The organism is Opitutus sp. sgz309028 (assembly GCF_059821195.1).
In genome coordinates, this window is the sequence record NZ_JCAMRR010000001.1 from 1,113,840 (window position 1) to 1,131,489 (window position 17,650).

At 65.8% G+C, this 17,650-nt stretch carries 13 protein-coding genes; 7 read left to right on the forward strand and 6 right to left on the reverse strand.

The genetic code is table 11. The annotated features are described in order from the left end of the window. The first annotated feature begins 23 nt into the window (after positions 1-23). Together AC6RV7_RS04225 and AC6RV7_RS04230 are read left to right on the forward strand one after the other, a co-directional pair. Positions 24-515 carry a hypothetical protein gene (locus tag AC6RV7_RS04225; RefSeq protein WP_500092655.1) on the forward strand — a complete coding sequence of 164 codons (492 nt, stop codon included), beginning with the start codon at positions 24-26 and terminating at the stop codon, positions 513-515. 83 nt (positions 516-598) lie between these two features. After that, positions 599-1,396 (forward strand): hypothetical protein, encoded by a 798-nt coding sequence (locus AC6RV7_RS04230; protein WP_500092656.1) that lies wholly within the window; start codon positions 599-601, stop codon positions 1,394-1,396. 94 nt (positions 1,397-1,490) lie between these two features. Here the strand turns inward: AC6RV7_RS04230 and AC6RV7_RS04235 are convergent, their stop codons facing one another. Next, positions 1,491-2,753: a serine hydrolase domain-containing protein gene (locus tag AC6RV7_RS04235; RefSeq protein WP_500092657.1), complete on the reverse strand. Its 1,263-nt coding sequence runs from the start codon at positions 2,751-2,753 to the stop codon at positions 1,491-1,493. 149 nt (positions 2,754-2,902) lie between these two features. On the opposite strand from AC6RV7_RS04235, the gene AC6RV7_RS04240 reads away from it, so the two are divergent. Next, positions 2,903-4,351 (forward strand): outer membrane protein assembly factor BamB family protein, encoded by a 1,449-nt coding sequence (locus tag AC6RV7_RS04240; protein WP_500092658.1) that lies wholly within the window; start codon positions 2,903-2,905, stop codon positions 4,349-4,351. 194 nt (positions 4,352-4,545) lie between these two features. Here AC6RV7_RS04240 and AC6RV7_RS04245 read toward each other — a convergent pair whose 3' ends face one another. Further along, positions 4,546-7,266, reverse strand: coding sequence for a hypothetical protein (locus AC6RV7_RS04245; RefSeq protein ID WP_500092659.1), 2,721 nt, complete (start codon positions 7,264-7,266; stop codon positions 4,546-4,548). Here AC6RV7_RS04245 and AC6RV7_RS04250 point away from each other — a divergent pair. The 4 genes from AC6RV7_RS04250 to AC6RV7_RS04265 all read left to right on the forward strand — a co-directional run bounded on the left by AC6RV7_RS04250 (position 7,238) and on the right by AC6RV7_RS04265 (position 10,057). Then, the gene (locus AC6RV7_RS04250) at positions 7,238-8,338 is read left to right on the forward strand and encodes a hypothetical protein (RefSeq protein ID WP_500092660.1); all 1,101 of its coding nucleotides are present in this window, start codon (positions 7,238-7,240) and stop codon (positions 8,336-8,338) included. The genes AC6RV7_RS04245 and AC6RV7_RS04250 overlap by 29 nt on opposite strands. A gap of 127 nt (positions 8,339-8,465) precedes the next feature. Further along, positions 8,466-8,939 carry a TspO/MBR family protein gene (locus tag AC6RV7_RS04255; RefSeq protein WP_500092661.1) on the forward strand — a complete coding sequence of 158 codons (474 nt, stop codon included), beginning with the start codon at positions 8,466-8,468 and terminating at the stop codon, positions 8,937-8,939. 28 nt (positions 8,940-8,967) lie between these two features. Further along, complete coding sequence (locus tag AC6RV7_RS04260; RefSeq protein ID WP_500092662.1) at positions 8,968-9,387, forward strand: secondary thiamine-phosphate synthase enzyme YjbQ; 420 nt, start codon at positions 8,968-8,970, stop codon at positions 9,385-9,387. Then, positions 9,380-10,057, forward strand: coding sequence for a YdcF family protein (locus tag AC6RV7_RS04265; protein WP_500092663.1), 678 nt, complete (start codon positions 9,380-9,382; stop codon positions 10,055-10,057). Before AC6RV7_RS04260 ends, AC6RV7_RS04265 begins: the two co-directional genes overlap by 8 nt. A 28-nt stretch (positions 10,058-10,085) precedes the next feature. Here the strand turns inward: AC6RV7_RS04265 and lnt are convergent, their stop codons facing one another. From lnt to AC6RV7_RS04285, 4 genes are all read right to left on the reverse strand, one after another. Beyond that, positions 10,086-11,741, reverse strand: coding sequence for an apolipoprotein N-acyltransferase (lnt, locus tag AC6RV7_RS04270; RefSeq protein WP_500092664.1), 1,656 nt, complete (start codon positions 11,739-11,741; stop codon positions 10,086-10,088). Between the two features lie 43 nt (positions 11,742-11,784). After that, complete coding sequence (secA, locus tag AC6RV7_RS04275) at positions 11,785-14,796, reverse strand: preprotein translocase subunit SecA (protein WP_500092665.1); 3,012 nt, start codon at positions 14,794-14,796, stop codon at positions 11,785-11,787. 90 nt (positions 14,797-14,886) lie between these two features. Further along, positions 14,887-15,558, reverse strand: a complete 672-nt coding sequence (locus AC6RV7_RS04280) for a tRNA-uridine aminocarboxypropyltransferase (protein WP_500092666.1) — start codon at positions 15,556-15,558, stop codon at positions 14,887-14,889. Between the two features lie 55 nt (positions 15,559-15,613). Then, entirely contained in the window at positions 15,614-17,428 is a 1,815-nt protein-coding gene (locus tag AC6RV7_RS04285) for a right-handed parallel beta-helix repeat-containing protein (protein ID WP_500092667.1), read from the reverse strand. Between the last annotated feature and the right edge of the window lie 222 nt (positions 17,429-17,650).

Here is a 17,650-nt window from a genome sequence, read left to right on the forward strand (position 1 = left end):
AAGGGGGAGCCCCAGGGCTCACCATGCGCTTTTTCCCCCATTCCCGCTGGCTTGTTGTTGCCATCGCCTTTGCGTTCTCCGGTTACGGCCAAACTCCTGCACCGCGTCTGCAAACCGCCGCCGCGCCCGCGCCGGTCAGCCGCGTAGCCGACTCTCTCGATTGCGAAAAAACCTCCCGGCAAATCCGCGCCGCGACCATCGAAGAACTTTCCGCCGTGCTGGTGCAGATTGAAGCCGACATCAAGACGACCACCTACAGTCTCGAGGCCGCGCGCCGCGCCGGCCGCGAACTGAAGGACGACGCGCGTGCCCGCTTCGCCGCCGCTTACGATCAGTTGCGCGTGCGCGAAGAGGACCTGCTTTCCCGCGTGCGGGATGTGCGTGCGTCCGGAGAAAAAGTGACCGAGGACGCCCGCACGCAACTCGCCCTGAGCTACGCCGCTTACGCCCAAGCCGTGGCCACCGTTGAATCCGCCGCCGTGCCGGACGATTCCGAGCCGCCGGTGAACCCGTAGGCGATTTCGCTGTCGCTGGCGCCGGCCCGACGACGTCCCCGGACGTCGAACGGTTTGCGACCCAACATCCGCCGCCCCTGCTCATGAGATTACACCCGTCCTCCACCCTGCTTGCCGCCCTTTGTTTCGCCACTTCCTTCAGCCTCGCCTCCGCCCAGGACGTCGCCGTCGCCGAGCAGCCCGCCGGCACGTTCAAGGTCGGCTCAGGCTTCAACTACAGCACCGGCGACTATGGATTTACGCAGGACACGGAACTGTGGTCGATTCCGCTCAACCTCACTTACGATCTCGACCGGTGGACGCTGAAGGCGGGCTTTTCGTATCTGACCATCAAGGGTCCCGCGAATGTTGCCACGGGCACCACGCCCGCGCCGGGTCCGGCGCGTCCGACCTCGGCCACCGAATCCGGATTGGGCGACACCTCCGTCGGCGTCACTTATCACGCGAAACGGACACCGGGCGAATTGAACGTCGACTTCACCGCCCGCGTGAAATTGCCCACCGCCAACGAAGACCGCGGCCTCGGCACCGGTAAAACCGACACTTACCTGCAGGCGGATTTCAGCCAAACCTTCGGCAGCGTCACGGCGTTTACCACGCTCGGCTATCGCTTCATGGGCAACAGCGAGGAATCCCCGCTCAAGGACGGCGTCTTCGTCACCGCCGGGGCCGCCTATGCGCTGCCGAGCGGACTCGTGTTCGGCGCGGCTTACGACTGGCAGAGCCGGATCGTCGATGGGGCATCCCCGGGCAGCAACCTCATCGGCTTTGTCGCCAAGAACCCCAACGACCGCTGGAATCTTCTCGCCTACGGGATCGCCGGCTTCAATGACGCGAGTCCGAATTTCGGTATCGGCGGTTTGGCTACGTATAAGTTCTAGCGGCGCCTCATTTACGCCGAAAAGCAAAGCGGCGGCCCGAGCGGCCGCCGCTTTTTGTTTCAAACGCTCGCGCGGACCGTGAAATCCGCCCCGCTCACTCCACCAGGGCCTGATATGTCAGGACCTTGAACAACTGGTTCAGGTTGAGATTTCCCGCGGGGCGCAGCTGCGTCATGAACAGCGCCACCATCTTCTCCTTCGGGTCGACGAGATACTGCGGATAATACGCGCTGCCCCAGCCATACGCGCCCTCGCTGCCGAGCTCCCCGTAAAAACCGGGATCCGTGTTGACCCAAAAACCGAGACCGAAACCGGCGGTGTCGCGGCGATATTTGTCGCCCGTGTGATTCGCGTGCATCAGCTCCACGGTCTTCGGGCTCAGCAAACGCACGCCGTCGAGTTCGCCGCCGTTCAGCAGCATCTGCAGAAAGCGGCCGTAATCCACCGCGGTCGAAAGCAGTCCCGCGCCGCCGGAGAAACATTTCCGCGGGCCCTGCACGTAATCGCTCGTCGCCGCCGCTTCGTTGAGCACGAGCTTTCCGCCCTCAAGTCCGTAAACATTGGCAAAACGATCCAGCTTTTCCGGCGGCAGGAAGAAGCTCGTGTCCTTCATCCCGAGCGGGCGGCAGATGCGCTCCTCGACAAACTTGTCCAGCGGCTGGCCGGACACGACCTCCACCAGGTAACCGAGGACGTCAGTCGAGTATCCATATTGCCATGACTCGCCTGGCTGCGCGGCGAGCGGCAACGTCGCGAGCCGGTTGATCGCTTCGCCGATGGTCTCGTCGCGATCGGCGAAATACCAGCCCTGCAGCTTCGCCTGCTTGTATTCCTCCGCCGCGAGATTGGCAGTGCCGTAGGTCAGACCGGCGGTGTGCGTCAGCAGATCGCGGATCTGGATCGGGCGGTTGGCTTTGACGGTCACATACTTCGTGCCCGCCGGCGCGTCCGCGGGCGGCGGCATCTCGACGACGGAGTTCGCAAAAGCCGGGATGTATTTGGAGACCGGATCCTTCAGCAGGAAACGGCCCTCCTCGTAGAGCATCATCACCGCGACCGTCGTCACTGCCTTGCTCATCGATGCGATGCGGAAGATCGTGTCCTGCGTCATCGGCTTGCCCGCCTCGAGATCGCGTTGCCCAAACGTTTTCAGGTGCGCGGTTTTTCCTTCCCGCAAAATCAACATCACGCCCCCGGGAATCTTCCGCTCATCGACGTGCTCCTGGATCACGCGATCGAGCCGCTCCAGCCGTGTCGCGTCGAAGCGCAATGCCGCCGGCGCCGCGGTCGTTGCTGTCCAGGCGCAGGTCGCGACCAACGCACCCAGGCCCATTCGCCAGAGAACTATCCGAAGCATTCGAGAGAGGTTCATGGCGCCAAACAAACCCATGCCGGAGAGCGCGACCATCGAAAATTGTGCCTCGCGGCGGCCGAAAAAAGGCCGGGCCTTGAAGGGATTGCGTCCGCCGCGGTGTTGCGCGACAAATGCTTCCGTTTGTCGCCGCCATGTCGCGCCCCTTCTCCCTTCGCCGCCGCTGCGTTTTCGGCTTCGCCGCTCTGGCGTCGCTGCTGACCGCCGCGCCCGAGCCGATCGAAGGAAAATGGACGGGCGTGCTGCGCCACGGCGCGGATGCCGCCGACTTCGGCCTCGAGATAAACCGGAACGAAAAGAACGAGCTGATCGCACGTTTCAACCTGCCCGCCGGCCACATCGTCGGTGCAACCCTCGCCCCGCTCGCGTCCAAGGACGGCCACTACACCGCGCAAGGCTTCGACCTAACGGCTGCCGGCGACACGCTTAGCGGCACCTTTGCACCGAGCCAGCTTTCATTCGAGCTTCAGCGCGCCGACACCCTGCCCGTTCCACCGCCTCCGCCGCCGGCACCGACCGCCCCGGCGCCAGAATGGACTTACGTCGGCGGACAACCTTTCTGGGCCACACCGGTGGTTCGCGAAGGCATCGCCTACGCCGGTGACGAAGCCGGCGTGCTTCACGCCGTCCGCGCCGACACCGGCGCTCCGGTGTGGAAGGTTGACCTCGGCGCCGCGATCTACGGGGCCGCCGCGATCGGGCCCGACGGCATTTACCTCGTGAGCGACGACGGCGTCTTGCACGCCCTCGAGATCAAAGATGGCCGGGAACGCTGGCGAACCGACCTCGGCGGCCGCGAAGTGCCGCGCGGGCTCCCCGCCGGAAACTCCGCCGATTTCGACTATCGCGCGCCCGCGCCCGTGCTCGCCGATAGCGTGCTCTACATCGGCTCCGCCGACGGGGCATGCCACGCCATCGATGCGAAAACCGGAGCCTCGCACTGGCGTTTTCCGACGCGCGGCAAGATCCGCGCCGATGCGCTGCTGCTGCCGGGCCGCGTGGTGTTCGCGTCGCACGATGGACACGTTTATGCGCTGAACCGCGCAGATGGCGCGCTCGCCTGGCAGTTCGACACCGGCGGTGTGATCAACTCCGCGCCCGTGCTCGCCGAGGATCTCGTCATCGTCGGCTCGCGCTCCGCTTTCATCCACGCATTGCGCGCCGACGACGGCCAAGCTGTGTGGCGCCGGTTTCAATGGTTTTCCTGGGTTGAATCGCCGCCTGTGGTGGAAAATCGGATACTCTACGTGGGATCGTCCGACAACCGCACCGTGCGTGCGCTCGACGCGAGCACGGGTGCGACGCGATGGTCAACCGACGTCAACGGCTGGGCTTGGGCCGCGCCGCTCATCGTGGGCGAGACGATTTACGCGAGTTCCGCCGGCACCTCCGACTATTCCCCGAATCCCGCCCCGGAGGGGTCTCTAACGGCGCTCGACAAACGGACGGGACGGATCCTTTGGCGCTTCCGGACGGAGCCGCGGAAAGATCGTTATCTTCATGGCTTTTCGGGAGCTCCGGCGAGTGACGGCCCCCGCGCGATCGTCGCCGGATTGGACGGCATCCTGCAGGCGTTCCGCTGAGCGCAGAACCTTAGGGAAAATCCCAGTTAGCCAGCGGCAAATCGGCGCGGTCTACCGGCGGTCCTCAACTGGCCCGCCGTGAAAAAACAAACCTCCCGCCACCTCTCCCTCGTCGCCCTCGCTTCGCTCCTCGCGCCCGGCCTGCCTCCCGCGCAAGCGGGCGGTCTTGGCAACACTGCGGCAAACGTCGCCGATCAGGCCAAAAACGCCGCCAACAACGCGAGCAAGGCGGCCGAACAGGCCTCCAAGAACGCTGCCAAAGCTGCGGAACAGGCGGCGAAGTCGGCGGCAAAAGCGGCCGAACAGGCAGCCAAGTCTGCCGCCAAAGCAGCCGAACAGGCAGCGAAAGCAGCCGCAAAAGCGGCCGACACCGCTGCTAACGCAGCGACCAACGCCGCGGACGCTGCCTCAACTGCAGCGAATGCGGCGTCGAACGCTGCCAGCAACGCGGCCAATACGGCTTCGAACGTCGTTTCCAACGCCGCTGAAACGGCCAGCAACGCCGCGGCGAATGCAGCGGGTGCTGCTTCCAGCGCGGCCGAAACAGCGACCAACGCCGCCTCGAATGCGGCCGGCGCTGCTTCGAAGGCCGCGGAAACCGCCTCCAACGCTGCGAGCAATGCCGCCAACGCCGCGTCGAATGCTGCCTCCAATGCGGCGAGCAACGCCGCAAACGCGGCCTCCAACGCGGCTTCGAACGCCGCCAGCAACGCAGCCAACACGGCTTCGAACGTCGCTTCCAGCGCTGCCGAAACGGCCAGCAACGCCGCATCGAACGCCGCCGGCGCTGCCTCCCAAGCTGCCGAGACTGCCAGCAATGCGGCCACCAATGCCGCAGGCGCTGCAGCCAAGGCCGCGGAAACCGCTTCGAACGCTGCGAGCAATGCCGCCAACGCCGCGTCGAATGCAGCCTCCAATGCAGCCAGCAACGCCGCGAATGCGGCCTCCAACGCGGCTTCGAACGCCGCCAGTAACGCAGCCAACACGGCTTCGAACGTCGCTTCCAACGCAGCGGAAACGGCCAGCAATGCCGCGGCAAACGCCGCCGGCGCTGCGTCCCAAGCTGCCGAGACCGCCAGCAATGCGGCCGCCAATGCCGCAGGCGCCGCAGCCAAGGCCGCGGAAACCGCCTCGAACGCGGCGAGCAATGCCGCCAACGCCGCGTCGAATGCTGCCTCCAACGCAGCCAGCAACGCCGCCAACGCAGCCTCCAACGCGGCGTCGAACGCCGCCAGTAACGCAGCCAACACGGCTTCGAACGTCGCTTCCAACGCCGCTGAAACGGCCAGCAACGCCGCATCGAACGCCGCCGGCGCTGCGTCCCAAGCTGCCGAGACCGCCAGCAATGCGGCCACCAATGCCGCAGGCGCCGCAGCCAAGGCCGCGGAAACCGCTTCGAACGCTGCGAGCAATGCCGCCAACGCTGCTTCGAACGCCGCCAGCAACGCAGCCAACACGGCGTCGAACGTCGCCTCCAACGCCGCTGAAACGGCCAGCAATGCCGCGGCGAACGCCGCCGGCGCTGCCTCCCAAGCTGCCGAGACCGCCAGCAATGCGGCCACCAATGCCGCAGGCGCCGCAGCCAAGGCCGCGGAAACCGCTTCGAACGCTGCGAGCAATGCCGCCAATGCCGCGTCGAATGCAGCCTCCAATGCAGCCAGCAACGCCGCGAACGCGGCCTCCAACGCTGCTTCGAACGCAGCCAACACGGCTTCGAACGTCGCCTCCAACGCTGCCGAAACGGCCAGCAACGCTGCTACAAATGCCGCTGGTGCTGCGTCCCAAGCTGCCGAGACCGCCAGCAATGCGGCCGCCAATGCCGCGGGCGCTGCAGCCAAGGCCGCGGAAACCGCTTCGAACGCTGCGAGCAATGCCGCCAACGCCGCGTCGAATGCTGCCTCCAATGCAGCCAGCAACGCCGCGAACGCGGCCTCTAACGCGGCATCGAACGCGGCCAGTAACGCAGCCAACACGGCTTCGAACGTCGCTTCCAACGCTGCCGAAACGGCCAGCAACGCCGCATCGAACGCCGCCGGCGCTGCCTCCCAAGCTGCCGAGACTGCCAGCAATGCGGCCACCAATGCCGCAGGCGCTGCAGCCAAGGCCGCGGAAACCGCCTCGAACGCTGCCAGCAATGCCGCCAACGCCGCGTCGAACGCTGCCTCCAATGCAGCCAGCAACGCTGCGAACGCGGCCTCCAACGCTGCTTCGAACGCCGCCAGTAACGCGGCCAACACGGCTTCGAACGTCGCTTCCAACGCTGCCGAAACGGCCAGCAACGCCGCATCGAACGCCGCCGGCGCTGCATCCCAAGCTGCCGAGACTGCCAGCAATGCGGCCACCAATGCCGCAGGCGCCGCAGCCAAGGCCGCGGAGACCGCTTCGAACGCTGCGACCAATGCCGCCGATACGGCCAGCAATGCCGCGAACAATGCTGCGGGGGCCGCTTCAAAGGCAGCCGAGACGGCGTCGACTGCCGCCAGCAACGCCGCCAATGTAGCGTCAAACGCCGCCTCGAACACCGCCAGCACCGTTGCGAATGCAGCGTCAAATGTTGTCTCGAACACGGTCGACACTGCCGCCTCTTCCGCCTCGAACGCAGCCAACGCCGCTGAAACCGCCACCCGTTCCGCCGCGCAGGCCGCCGACTCGGCAGGCAAGGCGGCCGAGGCCGCTTCGAGTCTGGCCTCGACCGTCGCCGACACGGCCGGGAACGCCGCCGAGTCCGCCACAGCGGCCGCCAAGCAAGCAGCCGACACCGCCAGCAAGGTCGCGGCGAAAACGGCGGATACCGCGAGCACGGCCGCCGCGAACGCCGCCAAAGCGGCCTCCGCCGTCGCCGAGCAAACGAGCTCTGCGGCCGAGAGCGCCAGTCGCGCCGCCGACGTGGCCGATGCCGCCGCCAGCACCGCCACGCAAGCTGCCGCGACCGCCGCACAGGCGTCCACGCGCGCCGACATCGCGTCGCAGGCCTCGAGTCAGATCGCTAATCAGGTAGCCGCGAACTCCAGCCAGACCGCCAACTCAGCCGCACAAGCGAGTGAGACGGCCAACCAGGTTGCCGCCACGACCGCGAAGACCGCGGCGGCTTCCGCCGAGTCCGCGCAAGCCGCCACCGAGACGGCAAACGTCGCGGCGAAATCCGCGGATCGCGCCGCAGCCGCCGCAACGGTCGCCAGCCAAGTGGCCGCGGTTCCGGTCGCGCCGCCGCCCACGCCCGTCGCGGTTCCGGCGCCTGTTCCCTTGGCGGCCGCGCCGGTTATCGGCACGCCCGCTCCGCCCCCGGCCGCGCCCGTCAGCAGCCAGCTGAAAGCCATCCCCACCCCGGCCCCGGCCGCAACTTCGAGCGTGGCGACCTCCGCTCCGATGCCGACCGCCGCGCCCGCGCCCACGGTTTCAGCCGTGCCGCCACCGGCGCCCGCGGAGACTCCTGCCTCGGCGTCTCTCACGCTGCTGCCGACGCCAGCCGCCAGGAGCTCGTCGACGTCGGTGTCTTCAACCTCTGCCTCTTTTACAGCGCCATCCGAAGCCGCCGCGCCGACGCTCTCCACGCAGTCCTTCGATCCGACGCCGACCGCGTCCGCGCAGCGGATCGAATTGGGCGACCCGGTTCACACTCCCGTCGCCATCGAGATCCGCAACGCCGACTACAGTCGCCTTCAGGCCATCCTCGCGCAAACCCAAGCGCGCATCGACATCGCTTCGCGCTCCGTCGCGCACATGCGCTACATCGTGCAACAAGAGAAGCCGGAGCCGATCGACCGCCGCCCCTTCGACGATGCATTTCAACAGGTGCGCATCTGCGAGGTGGCGCTGCGCAACAGCATCGTCGCGGCCAGCAAAGCTTCGCCGGAAGAAGCCGCCGCCGCCCAAGCGCAGGTCGCCGCCAACTACGAAGCTTATGCGCGGGCGGTCACGGTCGCCGAGTCGATGACCAAGGCGGCCAGCGGCGGCGCGCTCGCAAGCAACAGCCGGCTCAATCCGTAGTTTCGCCAGACGACCCCACTCGGGGCGGCCGTTTCGGCCGCCCCGGATTTCGAGGGACACGTCCAGCAACCACGTTTCGCCGTAACGCGATTGCGCCCGCGTCGCGCGACGGCTCTCGTGTGACGGTATGAAATCGTCGCGCTGGCTGCCTCTCGCCCTCATTCTGCTGGTCACGTTTCTCGCCGCAGCCATCGGCGCGTTCGCGACGTCGACGAGCGTCGCCACTTGGTATCCGACGTTGCAGAAACCGGCCTGGACGCCACCGAACTGGCTCTTCGGTCCTGTCTGGACCACGCTTTACGCGCTGATGGCGATCGCCGTCTGGCGCGTCTGGCAGGCCGGCTCGCCGGTCGAAAGCCGGCACACCTTTCGTCTTTACGGAGCACAGCTCGCGCTCAATGCGCTCTGGTCCATCCTGTTTTTCGGACTGCAGCGTCCGGGCGCGGCCTTGATCGACAGCATCGTGCTCTGGCTGATCCTCATCCGGCTGCTCGTCTATTTCCGGAATCGTGACCGGCTCGCGGCGCTGCTCTGGAGCCCCTACGTGCTGTGGGTCAGCTTTGCCACGCTGCTCAACGCCGCCGTCTGGGAAATGAACTGACACCCGCCTTCGATTCCCGCTGCCCGCCATGAAATCCCATCGTCAGGAACTCTGGTTCGAACTTCCCCGCCGCCGCGCGCTCACGAACATCACGCCCCAGGTGGAAAGCTGCCTGCGTGAGAGCGGGATCCGCGAGGGGCTCTGCCTCGTCAACGCGATGCACATCACCGCCAGCGTCTTCATCAACGACGACGAATCCGGGCTGCACGCCGATTTCGAACGCTGGCTTGAAAAGCTCGCGCCGGAGCAGCCGTATTCAAGTTATCAACACAACCGCACCGGCGAGGACAATGCCGACGCGCACCTGAAGCGCACCCTCATGGGCCGCGAGGTCGTCGTGGCCGTGACGGAAGGCCGGCTCGACCTCGGACCGTGGGAGCAGATTTTTTACGGTGAGTTCGACGGCCTGCGGCGGAAACGGGTTCTCGTCAAAATCATCGGTGAATAACGCCGCGCCCGAGACGCTCGCCGCGGCGCGCGCCGTGTTCGCGTATCTCTCCGCGACCGATCCGCTGCCGGCGACGCCCGTGGATGCGGTGCTGGGCTTTGGCACGTTCGATTTGACGCTGGCAGAGTATTGCGGGGCGCTGTTCACCGCGGATCGCGTTGGCTGGATCGTTTTCACCGGCGGCTTTGGCGCCGGCACGGCCGATCTCGGACGTCCGGAAGCCGACGCCTGGCGCGACGCGCTGTTCGCGGCGCATCCCGCGATTCCGCGCGATCGCGTGATCGTCGAGAATCGCTCTACCAACACCGCCGAGAACATCGCATTCACCGCCGCGCTGCTCGCGTCGCAGCATCCGCCGTTGGCGTTCGGCGCCGGTCTTCGGACGGCGCTGATGGTTGCGGCGCCGTCGCGCTTGCGCCGGGCGAAGCTCACATTGCAGCAGCGACAGCCGGGGGTGACCGCGTTTCGTTCCCTGCCGGCCGTGGATTTCGATCGCGAATACGCGCTGCACGAAAGGAAAGGTATCGCTTTCCTGCCGCACCTGTTGGGCGAATTGGATCGGATCACGACCTATCCCGCGCGCGGCTGGATCGCGGCCGAACCGATCCCGCCGGAGATCGCCGCCGCGCACGCGGTTTTACAGTCGTGGTGTCGCCAAACTGGCCGGTAGCGACGATCCTCCCGATCGCCACTCTGTCTTAGTCGCGGCTCCGCGCTTTTCGCGGCGCGCCGACGACGAGTGCGCTCCAGCCGAGCAGCACCATCGCCGCGCTCGCGGCCACGAACCAATCGCCGTAGCGGACATAAAACGTCTGGTGCCCGATCCAGCGGGCGTCGCGAGTAATATCCACCGTCTTGGTGCCGCGAAAATACACGCTGCCCGCCTTGTTCACGACGACGCTGCGAATCCCGCCAAACTCGTCGATCCAGCCGCTCCAGCCGCCGTTGCCGTCGCGCAGGACGGGCCGCCGCGTCTCGACAGCACGCAGCACGGAATGCGCGGCATGCTGGCTCGCCGCCCCCCCTTCGCCATACCACGCGTTGTTGGTGAGCACGGCGAGAAACTCCGCGCCGTCGCGCACGCTCTGCCGCGCGAGATTCGGGAAAATATCCTCGTAACAAATCAGCGGCCCGACGGTGACGGGCCCCTGGTGCAACGAAAGGATCAACGGCGACGCGTCCGCGCCGGCCTGAAAATCGTCGCCGACCGGCACGAATTTCTTGAGCCAGCCGAGGATGGGCCGCAGCGGCACGTATTCGCCGAACGGCACCAGATGCCGCTTCGCGTAATAATTGTGCTGCACGCCGGCGATCGGATCGACGGCGAAGGCGGCGTTGAACCACTGCTCGTTTTCCTCTCCGAAGTTCTCCACCGCGATCGAACCGAGCAAGAGCGGCGCGCCGGCTTGCTGCGTGAGCTGCGTCACGAACGCGCGCGCGTTGTCATCGCCCTTCACCGCCCACGGCGTGCTCGCCTCCGGCCAGAGAATCAGATCGGGCTGTGACTGTGCCGCGGCGAGCGTCGTCTGCCGCAACACCTCCAGAATGCCGGGCCCTTTCGCCGGGTCCCATTTCACCGATTGCGGAATATAGGGCTGCACGAACGCCACGCGGCCGAGCGGCACGATGTAGCGGCGGCGGTTGAACATTTCCTGGATCTGCACGCTGACGCAGCCGAGGAGCATGAACAGCGCGAGGAGAAACTCCGGCCGGCGGAAATTCAAACCACCCTGGCCTTCCATGAACAGGCTGTGCGCCATCGCCGAAAAACCGATGTTCATCGCCACCAGCACGAACGAGATGCCCCACGCGCCGGTGTAGGACGCGATCTGCAGAATGCTCGCGCGCTCCCACTGGCTGACGGATAACGGCAACCACGGAAAACCGCTGAGCACCCAGGTGCGCGTCCACTCGATCAGCACCCACAACCCCGCGAGCGCGAGCATCGCCGCCAGCCGCGTGAACGCCTGCCGCCCCAGCATCCGCGGCATCGTCCACCACGCCGCGAGAAACCACACGCCCACCCACGCGCCGACGACCGGTCCGAGCAGCAGAAGTCCGCCCCAGGTGACGTGATGCAACCAGCCGAGCATGATGGTCCACGCCACGGCTTGCGCGCCGAGCATCGTCCACGCGTAGAGCTTCAGCGACGGGCGCCGATACGCCCAGAAGATGCCGGGCACGAGCATCGCATACGCGAACTCCGGTGTGCGATACGGCGGAAATGAAACGATCGTCAGCACGACCGTGGCGACAAACACGACCACGGCCACGAGCCGGTGACCGAACCGCTCGAAGAGCGACGGTTTCGGCGCGTAGGGATCGACGAAGTCGGGCTGGGAAGCGTCGCTCACGAAGCGTGGAAGCCGGCTGGCGGGCAGCGTCGTCCGCGAGCGCTCACCGCCCGTGACATTGCTTGAACTTCTTGCCGCTGCCGCACGGGCAGGGATCATTGCGGCCGACTTTCGGCACCTCGCGGCGGATCGTCACCTTGGGCAGCTGGATCTCCTCGTCGGGCGCGGTGGCCACCGCGGCATCGCGATCCGCCACCGCTGCCGGACGAGCGGAAACGGGCGCCACGCCCGGCGTGCCCGGAGCGGGCAGATCCGCGGGACCGACCGCGCGCGCGTTGCGGCTGAGGAGCGCGAGCATGTTTTCGAACGACTCGAGATTCGACGCGCTGCGGAACAGCCCGGTGCAAATCTGCAGCCGGACGTTGTTCATCAGCTCCTCAAAATACTTGTAGGCTTCGCTCTTGTATTCGACGAGCGGGTCCTTCTGGCCGTAGCTGCGCAGGCCGATGCTCTTGCGGAGATCTTCCATCTCCGTGAGGTGTTCCTGCCAGTGGTGGTCGATCGCGTTGATGACGACGTAACGCTCGAGCGCGCCGAGCGCCTCCGGAATCTCGACCGACTCCTTGATCGCGTAGGCCTTTTTGATGCGCTCGATCAGCGTCTTGGCCAGCTCCGCCACATCGCCGTCCTTGATCTCCTCGATCCGCAGGCTGATCGGGAAATGGGCGTTAACCCAGCCGACGAAGCTTTCGATCGCGGTCTGGTTGCTTCCGCTGCGGTCGCCGGCGCCGGCATTCTCGAGCCGTTGAATCAACTCCTCTTCGATCTGCTCGAAGATGATGTCTTTCGGCCGCTCGGCGTGGATCGCCGCATTGCGAATCCCGTAAATCACCTCGCGCTGCTGGTTGAGGACGTCGTCGTATTGGAGCAGGCGTTTGCGAATCGAATAATTCTGCTGCTCGACCTTTTTCTGCGCACTCTCGATCGAGCGGTTGAGCCAGGGATGTTCGAGCTCCTCGCCTTCCTGCATCGAGCCTTCCATCAGGCGCGACGCGAGATTGCCCTGGAGGAAGAGGCGCATGAGGTCGTCCTCGAGCGAAAGGAAAAACTTCGTCCGACCGGGATCGCCCTGACGCGAGCAACGGCCGCGGAGCTGGCGGTCGATGCGGCGGGATTCGTGGCGCTCCGTGCCGACGACGTAAAGGCCGCCGAGATCGCGCACGCCTTCGCCCAGTTTGATGTCGGTGCCGCGGCCGGCCATATTGGTCGCGATCGTGACCGCGCCGCGTTGGCCCGCGCGCGCGACGATGTCGGCTTCCTGCGCGTGGAACTTCGCGTTGAGGACCGTGTGCACGATGCCCGCGCGCTTCAGCATGCGCGAAAGCACCTCGGACGATTCGACCGAGACCGTGCCGACGAGCACGGGCTGGCCGCGCTTGTTGGCCTCCTCGATTTCCTTCACGACGGCGGCGTATTTGTCGCGGCGCGTTTTGAAAATGGAATCGTTCTTGTCGATGCGGATGCAGGGCTTGTTGGTCGGGATGACCTGCACCGCGAGCTTGTAGATGTCGTTGAACTCGGTCGCTTCCGTCTCCGCCGTGCCCGTCATGCCGGCGAGCTTCTCATACATGCGGAAGTAATTCTGGATGGTGATCGTCGCGTAGGTGCGGGTCTCGCGCTCGATCGTGACGCCCTCCTTCGCCTCGACCGCCTGGTGCAGGCCGTCGGACCAGCGGCGACCGGGCATGACGCGACCGGTGTTTTCGTCGACGATCATGACCTTGCCTTCCTGCACGACGTATTCGACATCGCGCTCGTAAAGGCTGTAGGCGCGCAGGAGCTGGGAGATGGCGTGGATGTCCTCGGACACCTCCGCGTAGTGCTGCTGCGAGGCGAGCTTCTGCGCCTCGCGCTGCTCGGGGGTGATCTCGGCGTGCTTGTCGAGCTCGCTGAACTCGGTGGCGAGATCGGGCAGCACGAACGCGTCCGGATTGTCGGGGCGGAGCTTCGTCCGGCCGATCTCGGTGAGGTCGGCCTGGTGCTGGCGCTCGTCGATGACGAAGAACAGTTCCTCCTTCAGGCGGTAGAGCTCGTCCTTGTTCAGGTCGGAGTTCATCTCCGTCTCGACCTTGTCGAGCAGCTTGCGCCACTCGGGCGTCTCCATCAGGCGGAGCAGCTGCTTGTTCTTCGGATGCCCCATCTTGACCTGGAGCATCTTGCGGGCGGCGGTCTGCTTGTCGTCGGGCGAGAGGTCCTTGCGCTCGAGCATCTCCTTCGCCTCGGTGACGATCTTGTTGCAGAGCCGGATCTGGTCGTTGACCACCGCATTGACCGACGGCAACAACCGCGTGAAGGGCTGCTCGCGCTCGATCGGCGCGGGGCCGGAAATGATCAGCGGCGTGCGCGCTTCGTCGACGAGGATCGAGTCGATTTCGTCCACGATGCAATACCAGTAGTCGCGCTGTACCTGGTCCTCCTTGCGCGTGGCCATGCCGTTGTCGCGCAGGTAATCGAAGCCGAACTCGCTCGCGGTGCCGTAGGTGATGTCGCGGCCATACATCTCGCGGCGCACGTCCGGCGGCATCTGCTGCTGGATGCAGCCCACCGAGACGCCGAGGAAGTTATAAAGATAACCCATCCACTCGGAGTCGCGGCGGGCGAGGTAATCGTTGACCGTCACGAGCTGCGTGTTCCGAGCCGTGAGGGCGTTGAGATAAAGCGGAAGCGTCGCGACGAGCGTCTTGCCTTCGCCGGTCGCCATTTCGGAGATCTTGCCCTGATGCAGCGCGATGCCGCCGATCAGCTGCACGTCGAAATGCACCATGTCCCACGTCAACTCGTGGTCGCACACGACGATCTGGCGGCCGACGAGGCGGCGCGCCGCGTTCTTCACCGTGGCGAACGCCTCCGGAAGGATCTCGTTCAGCGTCGCGCGCTTGTCCGCCGCGGCGGCGATGCGGGCGCGAAACTCGTCGGTCTTGGCTCGGAGCTGCTCGTCCGTGAGGGACTGGTAGGATTTCTCGAGTTCGTTGATGCGCGCGACCAAGGGGCGGCACGACTCGAGGAACTTGCGATAGTGCCGGCCGGAAAACCGTTTTAGAAGAAACGACAACATGAAAGGGGGAGAACGCTAGCCTTCGGCCGGGGGTTGGCAAATGGCAAAATCGGATGCCGGGGCGCGATTTTCGTCGTCGGGAGCGGCCGCTCAATCGACCCGGGGACGCGACACGTTCAGCTGCGCAACCAGTTCGGGAAATACCGTGGCGATCGACGACGTGGCCAGAAATTCCTCCGCGAGCGTCTTGCTGCCTCGGGCCCGCAGCCCGGCGTAAACGTGCAACTCCAACTGCAACTGCAGCGCCTCCGCCGCCTCGGGCTGCCCAAGCGTGCGCAACAGGAAAATCAGCGATTCCACCGTCGAAAACCGGCCGCCGTCCTGCTGCGAACGCAGCCAATAGCGGCTCTCTCCGGTCATCGCCAGCCGCACGGGCCGGCCCCAGGCGCGGATCTCTCGCGCCATCGTCGACGCTTCCTTCCACGCGCCGTCGATCAAGAGCACTTGCACCGTCTCCGGCGCGATCGCCGGCGGCATCGGCGCCCCATTCGGCTGCAAGATCCACAACTCCCGGCCGGCGACGCGCACCTCGTCGGCCGTCATGCCCCGCTCGCGCCGCCAGATGTGCGTGCGCGCGCCGACGATGGTGCGCTGCACCAAATGGCCCGTGGAGCTCGGCCGCCACTGCTCGCGGTGATGCATCAGAATGTCCACCTGCAGCGGCGTCGCAATCGCGCGCACGCCCGCACACACGCACCAGCGGTGCGGCAACTGGCAGCGCCCGCAGCGGGGCTGCGACCTCAAAACAACGCTGCGCGCCATCCGCCGATCCCGGCCGGACGCGTCCGACGCGTCAACGGCCGAATCGGCGGCGCGATCACTTCAACGGCGCATACGCGCCCGGATAAGCCGGCTGGCCGCCCAGCAGTTTCTGCACGGCTTCCGGCACGGCGGCCGCGGATTTCGCCGCAGGAAACGCCGCCAGCAACTCGAAGTTGCCCAGTTCCACGCCGCGGAAAAGCGGGCCGCGATAATCCGCGAACTCCTGCCCCTTCGCCTCGAACTGCGAGGCCGTCTGACGAAACTCCGCCAGCGACTTCGCCGCGATCATGCCGCGTTCGTTCGCGACCGGGCTCCACGCAATCAGCGGTTGCGGGACCAGACCGGCGCGACGCACGTAGACGTTGGCATCGAGCGTCGCCACCTGCGGCTCCTTCAACCGGTCGCGCACGGCTTCCGTTTGTTCGAACTGCAGCAGCGGACCTTTGAACGTCTCGTCGGCCGCAAGCAGATTGTTCACGAACACGTGCCCGTGGCGCTCCGTGACGTCGGGTCCAGTGCTCGGGTGCCAGCCGAAATGATCGCCGACCGCGCTGCGCTCGGAGCGCTCGAACGAAGCGACGCTGTTGAAGAACGTGTTGTTGTAGATCTTCACGTCCGAGCTGTTGAGGATGCGCACGCCCTTGTTGCAGTTCACGAAAACATTCCCGACGCAGGTCGCGCCCTTCGAGATTTCGAAGAAGAAGCCGTCGTTCGTGCGCTCGATCCAGTTGTCGACGAACACGCCGTCGACGTTGCCGACGTCATACCAGATCCCGCTCGCGTAGGGATTGTTGATGATGAGGTTGTCACGGCAGGTGACGCGATACGACTGGTTGAAGATCTTCACCGCCGACGCGTAATAGCCGGTGATCTGCTCGGCGCTGTTGGTGCGCGTGACGATGTTCTTCTCGAGCAGCACGTCGGCCGAATCGATCACGTAAATGCCTTCCGTGCCGGTGTCGGAAACCAGGCAGTTTCGGATCACGAGTTTGTCGCCGCGGAAATAGCCCGCCACGCGCGAGCAATGCGAGATCGTCACGTGCTCGAGCACGGTGCCGACGACTTCCTTTCCGAACGTCGCCGGATCGGCCAGTTTCTCCGGCTCCGTGCCTTCTACTTCGAGCGCGCGATACGCGTATTGCGTGAACGTGAGCCCCCGAATCACTGGACCGCGGCGATCGTTTTTCTTGCCGTGCACCTCCCCGATCGTGCGCACGAGCGCGCTGTCGTGCGCGGTGATTTCGACGATGCGATTCGTCGGATCCGTGCCGAGGTAGACCGTGCCGGTCTCGTAATCGATGTAGTAGGACTTCGCGTCGACGTCGCGTTCCATGCCGACGGCCTGCAGCGGTTCGCCGTCGAGGAACACCATGTCGTTGTCGAACAGATGCAGCGGCGTCTCGCGCGCGTGCCGCTCGCGCCGCCACCACTCGGCGGGCTTGGCGGGAAACAGCTTCTTCCACGACGTGCGCCAGAGGCCGTTGCGCTGCGCCGTCCAGTTGCTCGCGACCTCCGTGCCTTTCAGGATCGGACGCTCGTCCGCGTAAGGCTGCAGCGTGATGCCCTGGTTCAACTGCAGGCCGCCGACGCGATACGTGCCGCCGCGCAGCACAATGGCGTCGCCCGTCTCGACGCGCTCGATCGCCGCCGCCAGCGACGTCGGTTGCTCGAGTGACGCGCCGCTCGCGTTCGCGACGCCGTCCGGCGCCACGTAATAAATACGTTTCGCCGACGGCAGTTCATAACGCTGCTGAATCGGCCCGTAAGGTCCGCCGGACGGATGCGCGCTCAATGACACGCCGACGCTCAGCGCCAAAATCGCCATCGACCCAAGGAGGCCACGAAAGAAGGTGGTTTGCTTCATCTTCATAGGAGGGGTGGGGAAACACGCGACCCGGACTTGGGGCGCGTCGGAAGCGGCACCGTCGTTCGCTCCCCGCGCACCCGCAACCTGACCTCTGTGCTTACATTTGAACCGCGCGGTTTTGCCTTCCCGACGTGGGAGCCCCGCGCTGCAAACGGCGCGCAACGTTCGCCAACGCGTGCAATACGGCGCGGCTCGACTTGATGCCGGCGGTTTTTCACGCTCGCC

What these genes read in the sequence shown, in the direction of transcription:
- AC6RV7_RS04235 (WP_500092657.1), bottom strand. Translation starts at nt 2,753, where the DNA reads ATGCTTCGGATAGTTCTCTGGCGAATGGGCCTGGGTGCGTTGGTCGCG.
- AC6RV7_RS04255 (WP_500092661.1), top strand. Translation starts at nt 8,466, where the DNA reads ATGAAATCGTCGCGCTGGCTGCCTCTCGCCCTCATTCTGCTGGTCACG.
- AC6RV7_RS04230 (WP_500092656.1), top strand. Translation starts at nt 599, where the DNA reads ATGAGATTACACCCGTCCTCCACCCTGCTTGCCGCCCTTTGTTTCGCC.
- AC6RV7_RS04285 (WP_500092667.1), bottom strand. Translation starts at nt 17,428, where the DNA reads ATGAAGATGAAGCAAACCACCTTCTTTCGTGGCCTCCTTGGGTCGATG.
- secA (WP_500092665.1), bottom strand. Translation starts at nt 14,796, where the DNA reads ATGTTGTCGTTTCTTCTAAAACGGTTTTCCGGCCGGCACTATCGCAAG.
- AC6RV7_RS04260 (WP_500092662.1), top strand. Translation starts at nt 8,968, where the DNA reads ATGAAATCCCATCGTCAGGAACTCTGGTTCGAACTTCCCCGCCGCCGC.
- AC6RV7_RS04280 (WP_500092666.1), bottom strand. Translation starts at nt 15,558, where the DNA reads ATGGCGCGCAGCGTTGTTTTGAGGTCGCAGCCCCGCTGCGGGCGCTGC.
- AC6RV7_RS04225 (WP_500092655.1), top strand. Translation starts at nt 24, where the DNA reads ATGCGCTTTTTCCCCCATTCCCGCTGGCTTGTTGTTGCCATCGCCTTT.
- AC6RV7_RS04240 (WP_500092658.1), top strand. Translation starts at nt 2,903, where the DNA reads ATGTCGCGCCCCTTCTCCCTTCGCCGCCGCTGCGTTTTCGGCTTCGCC.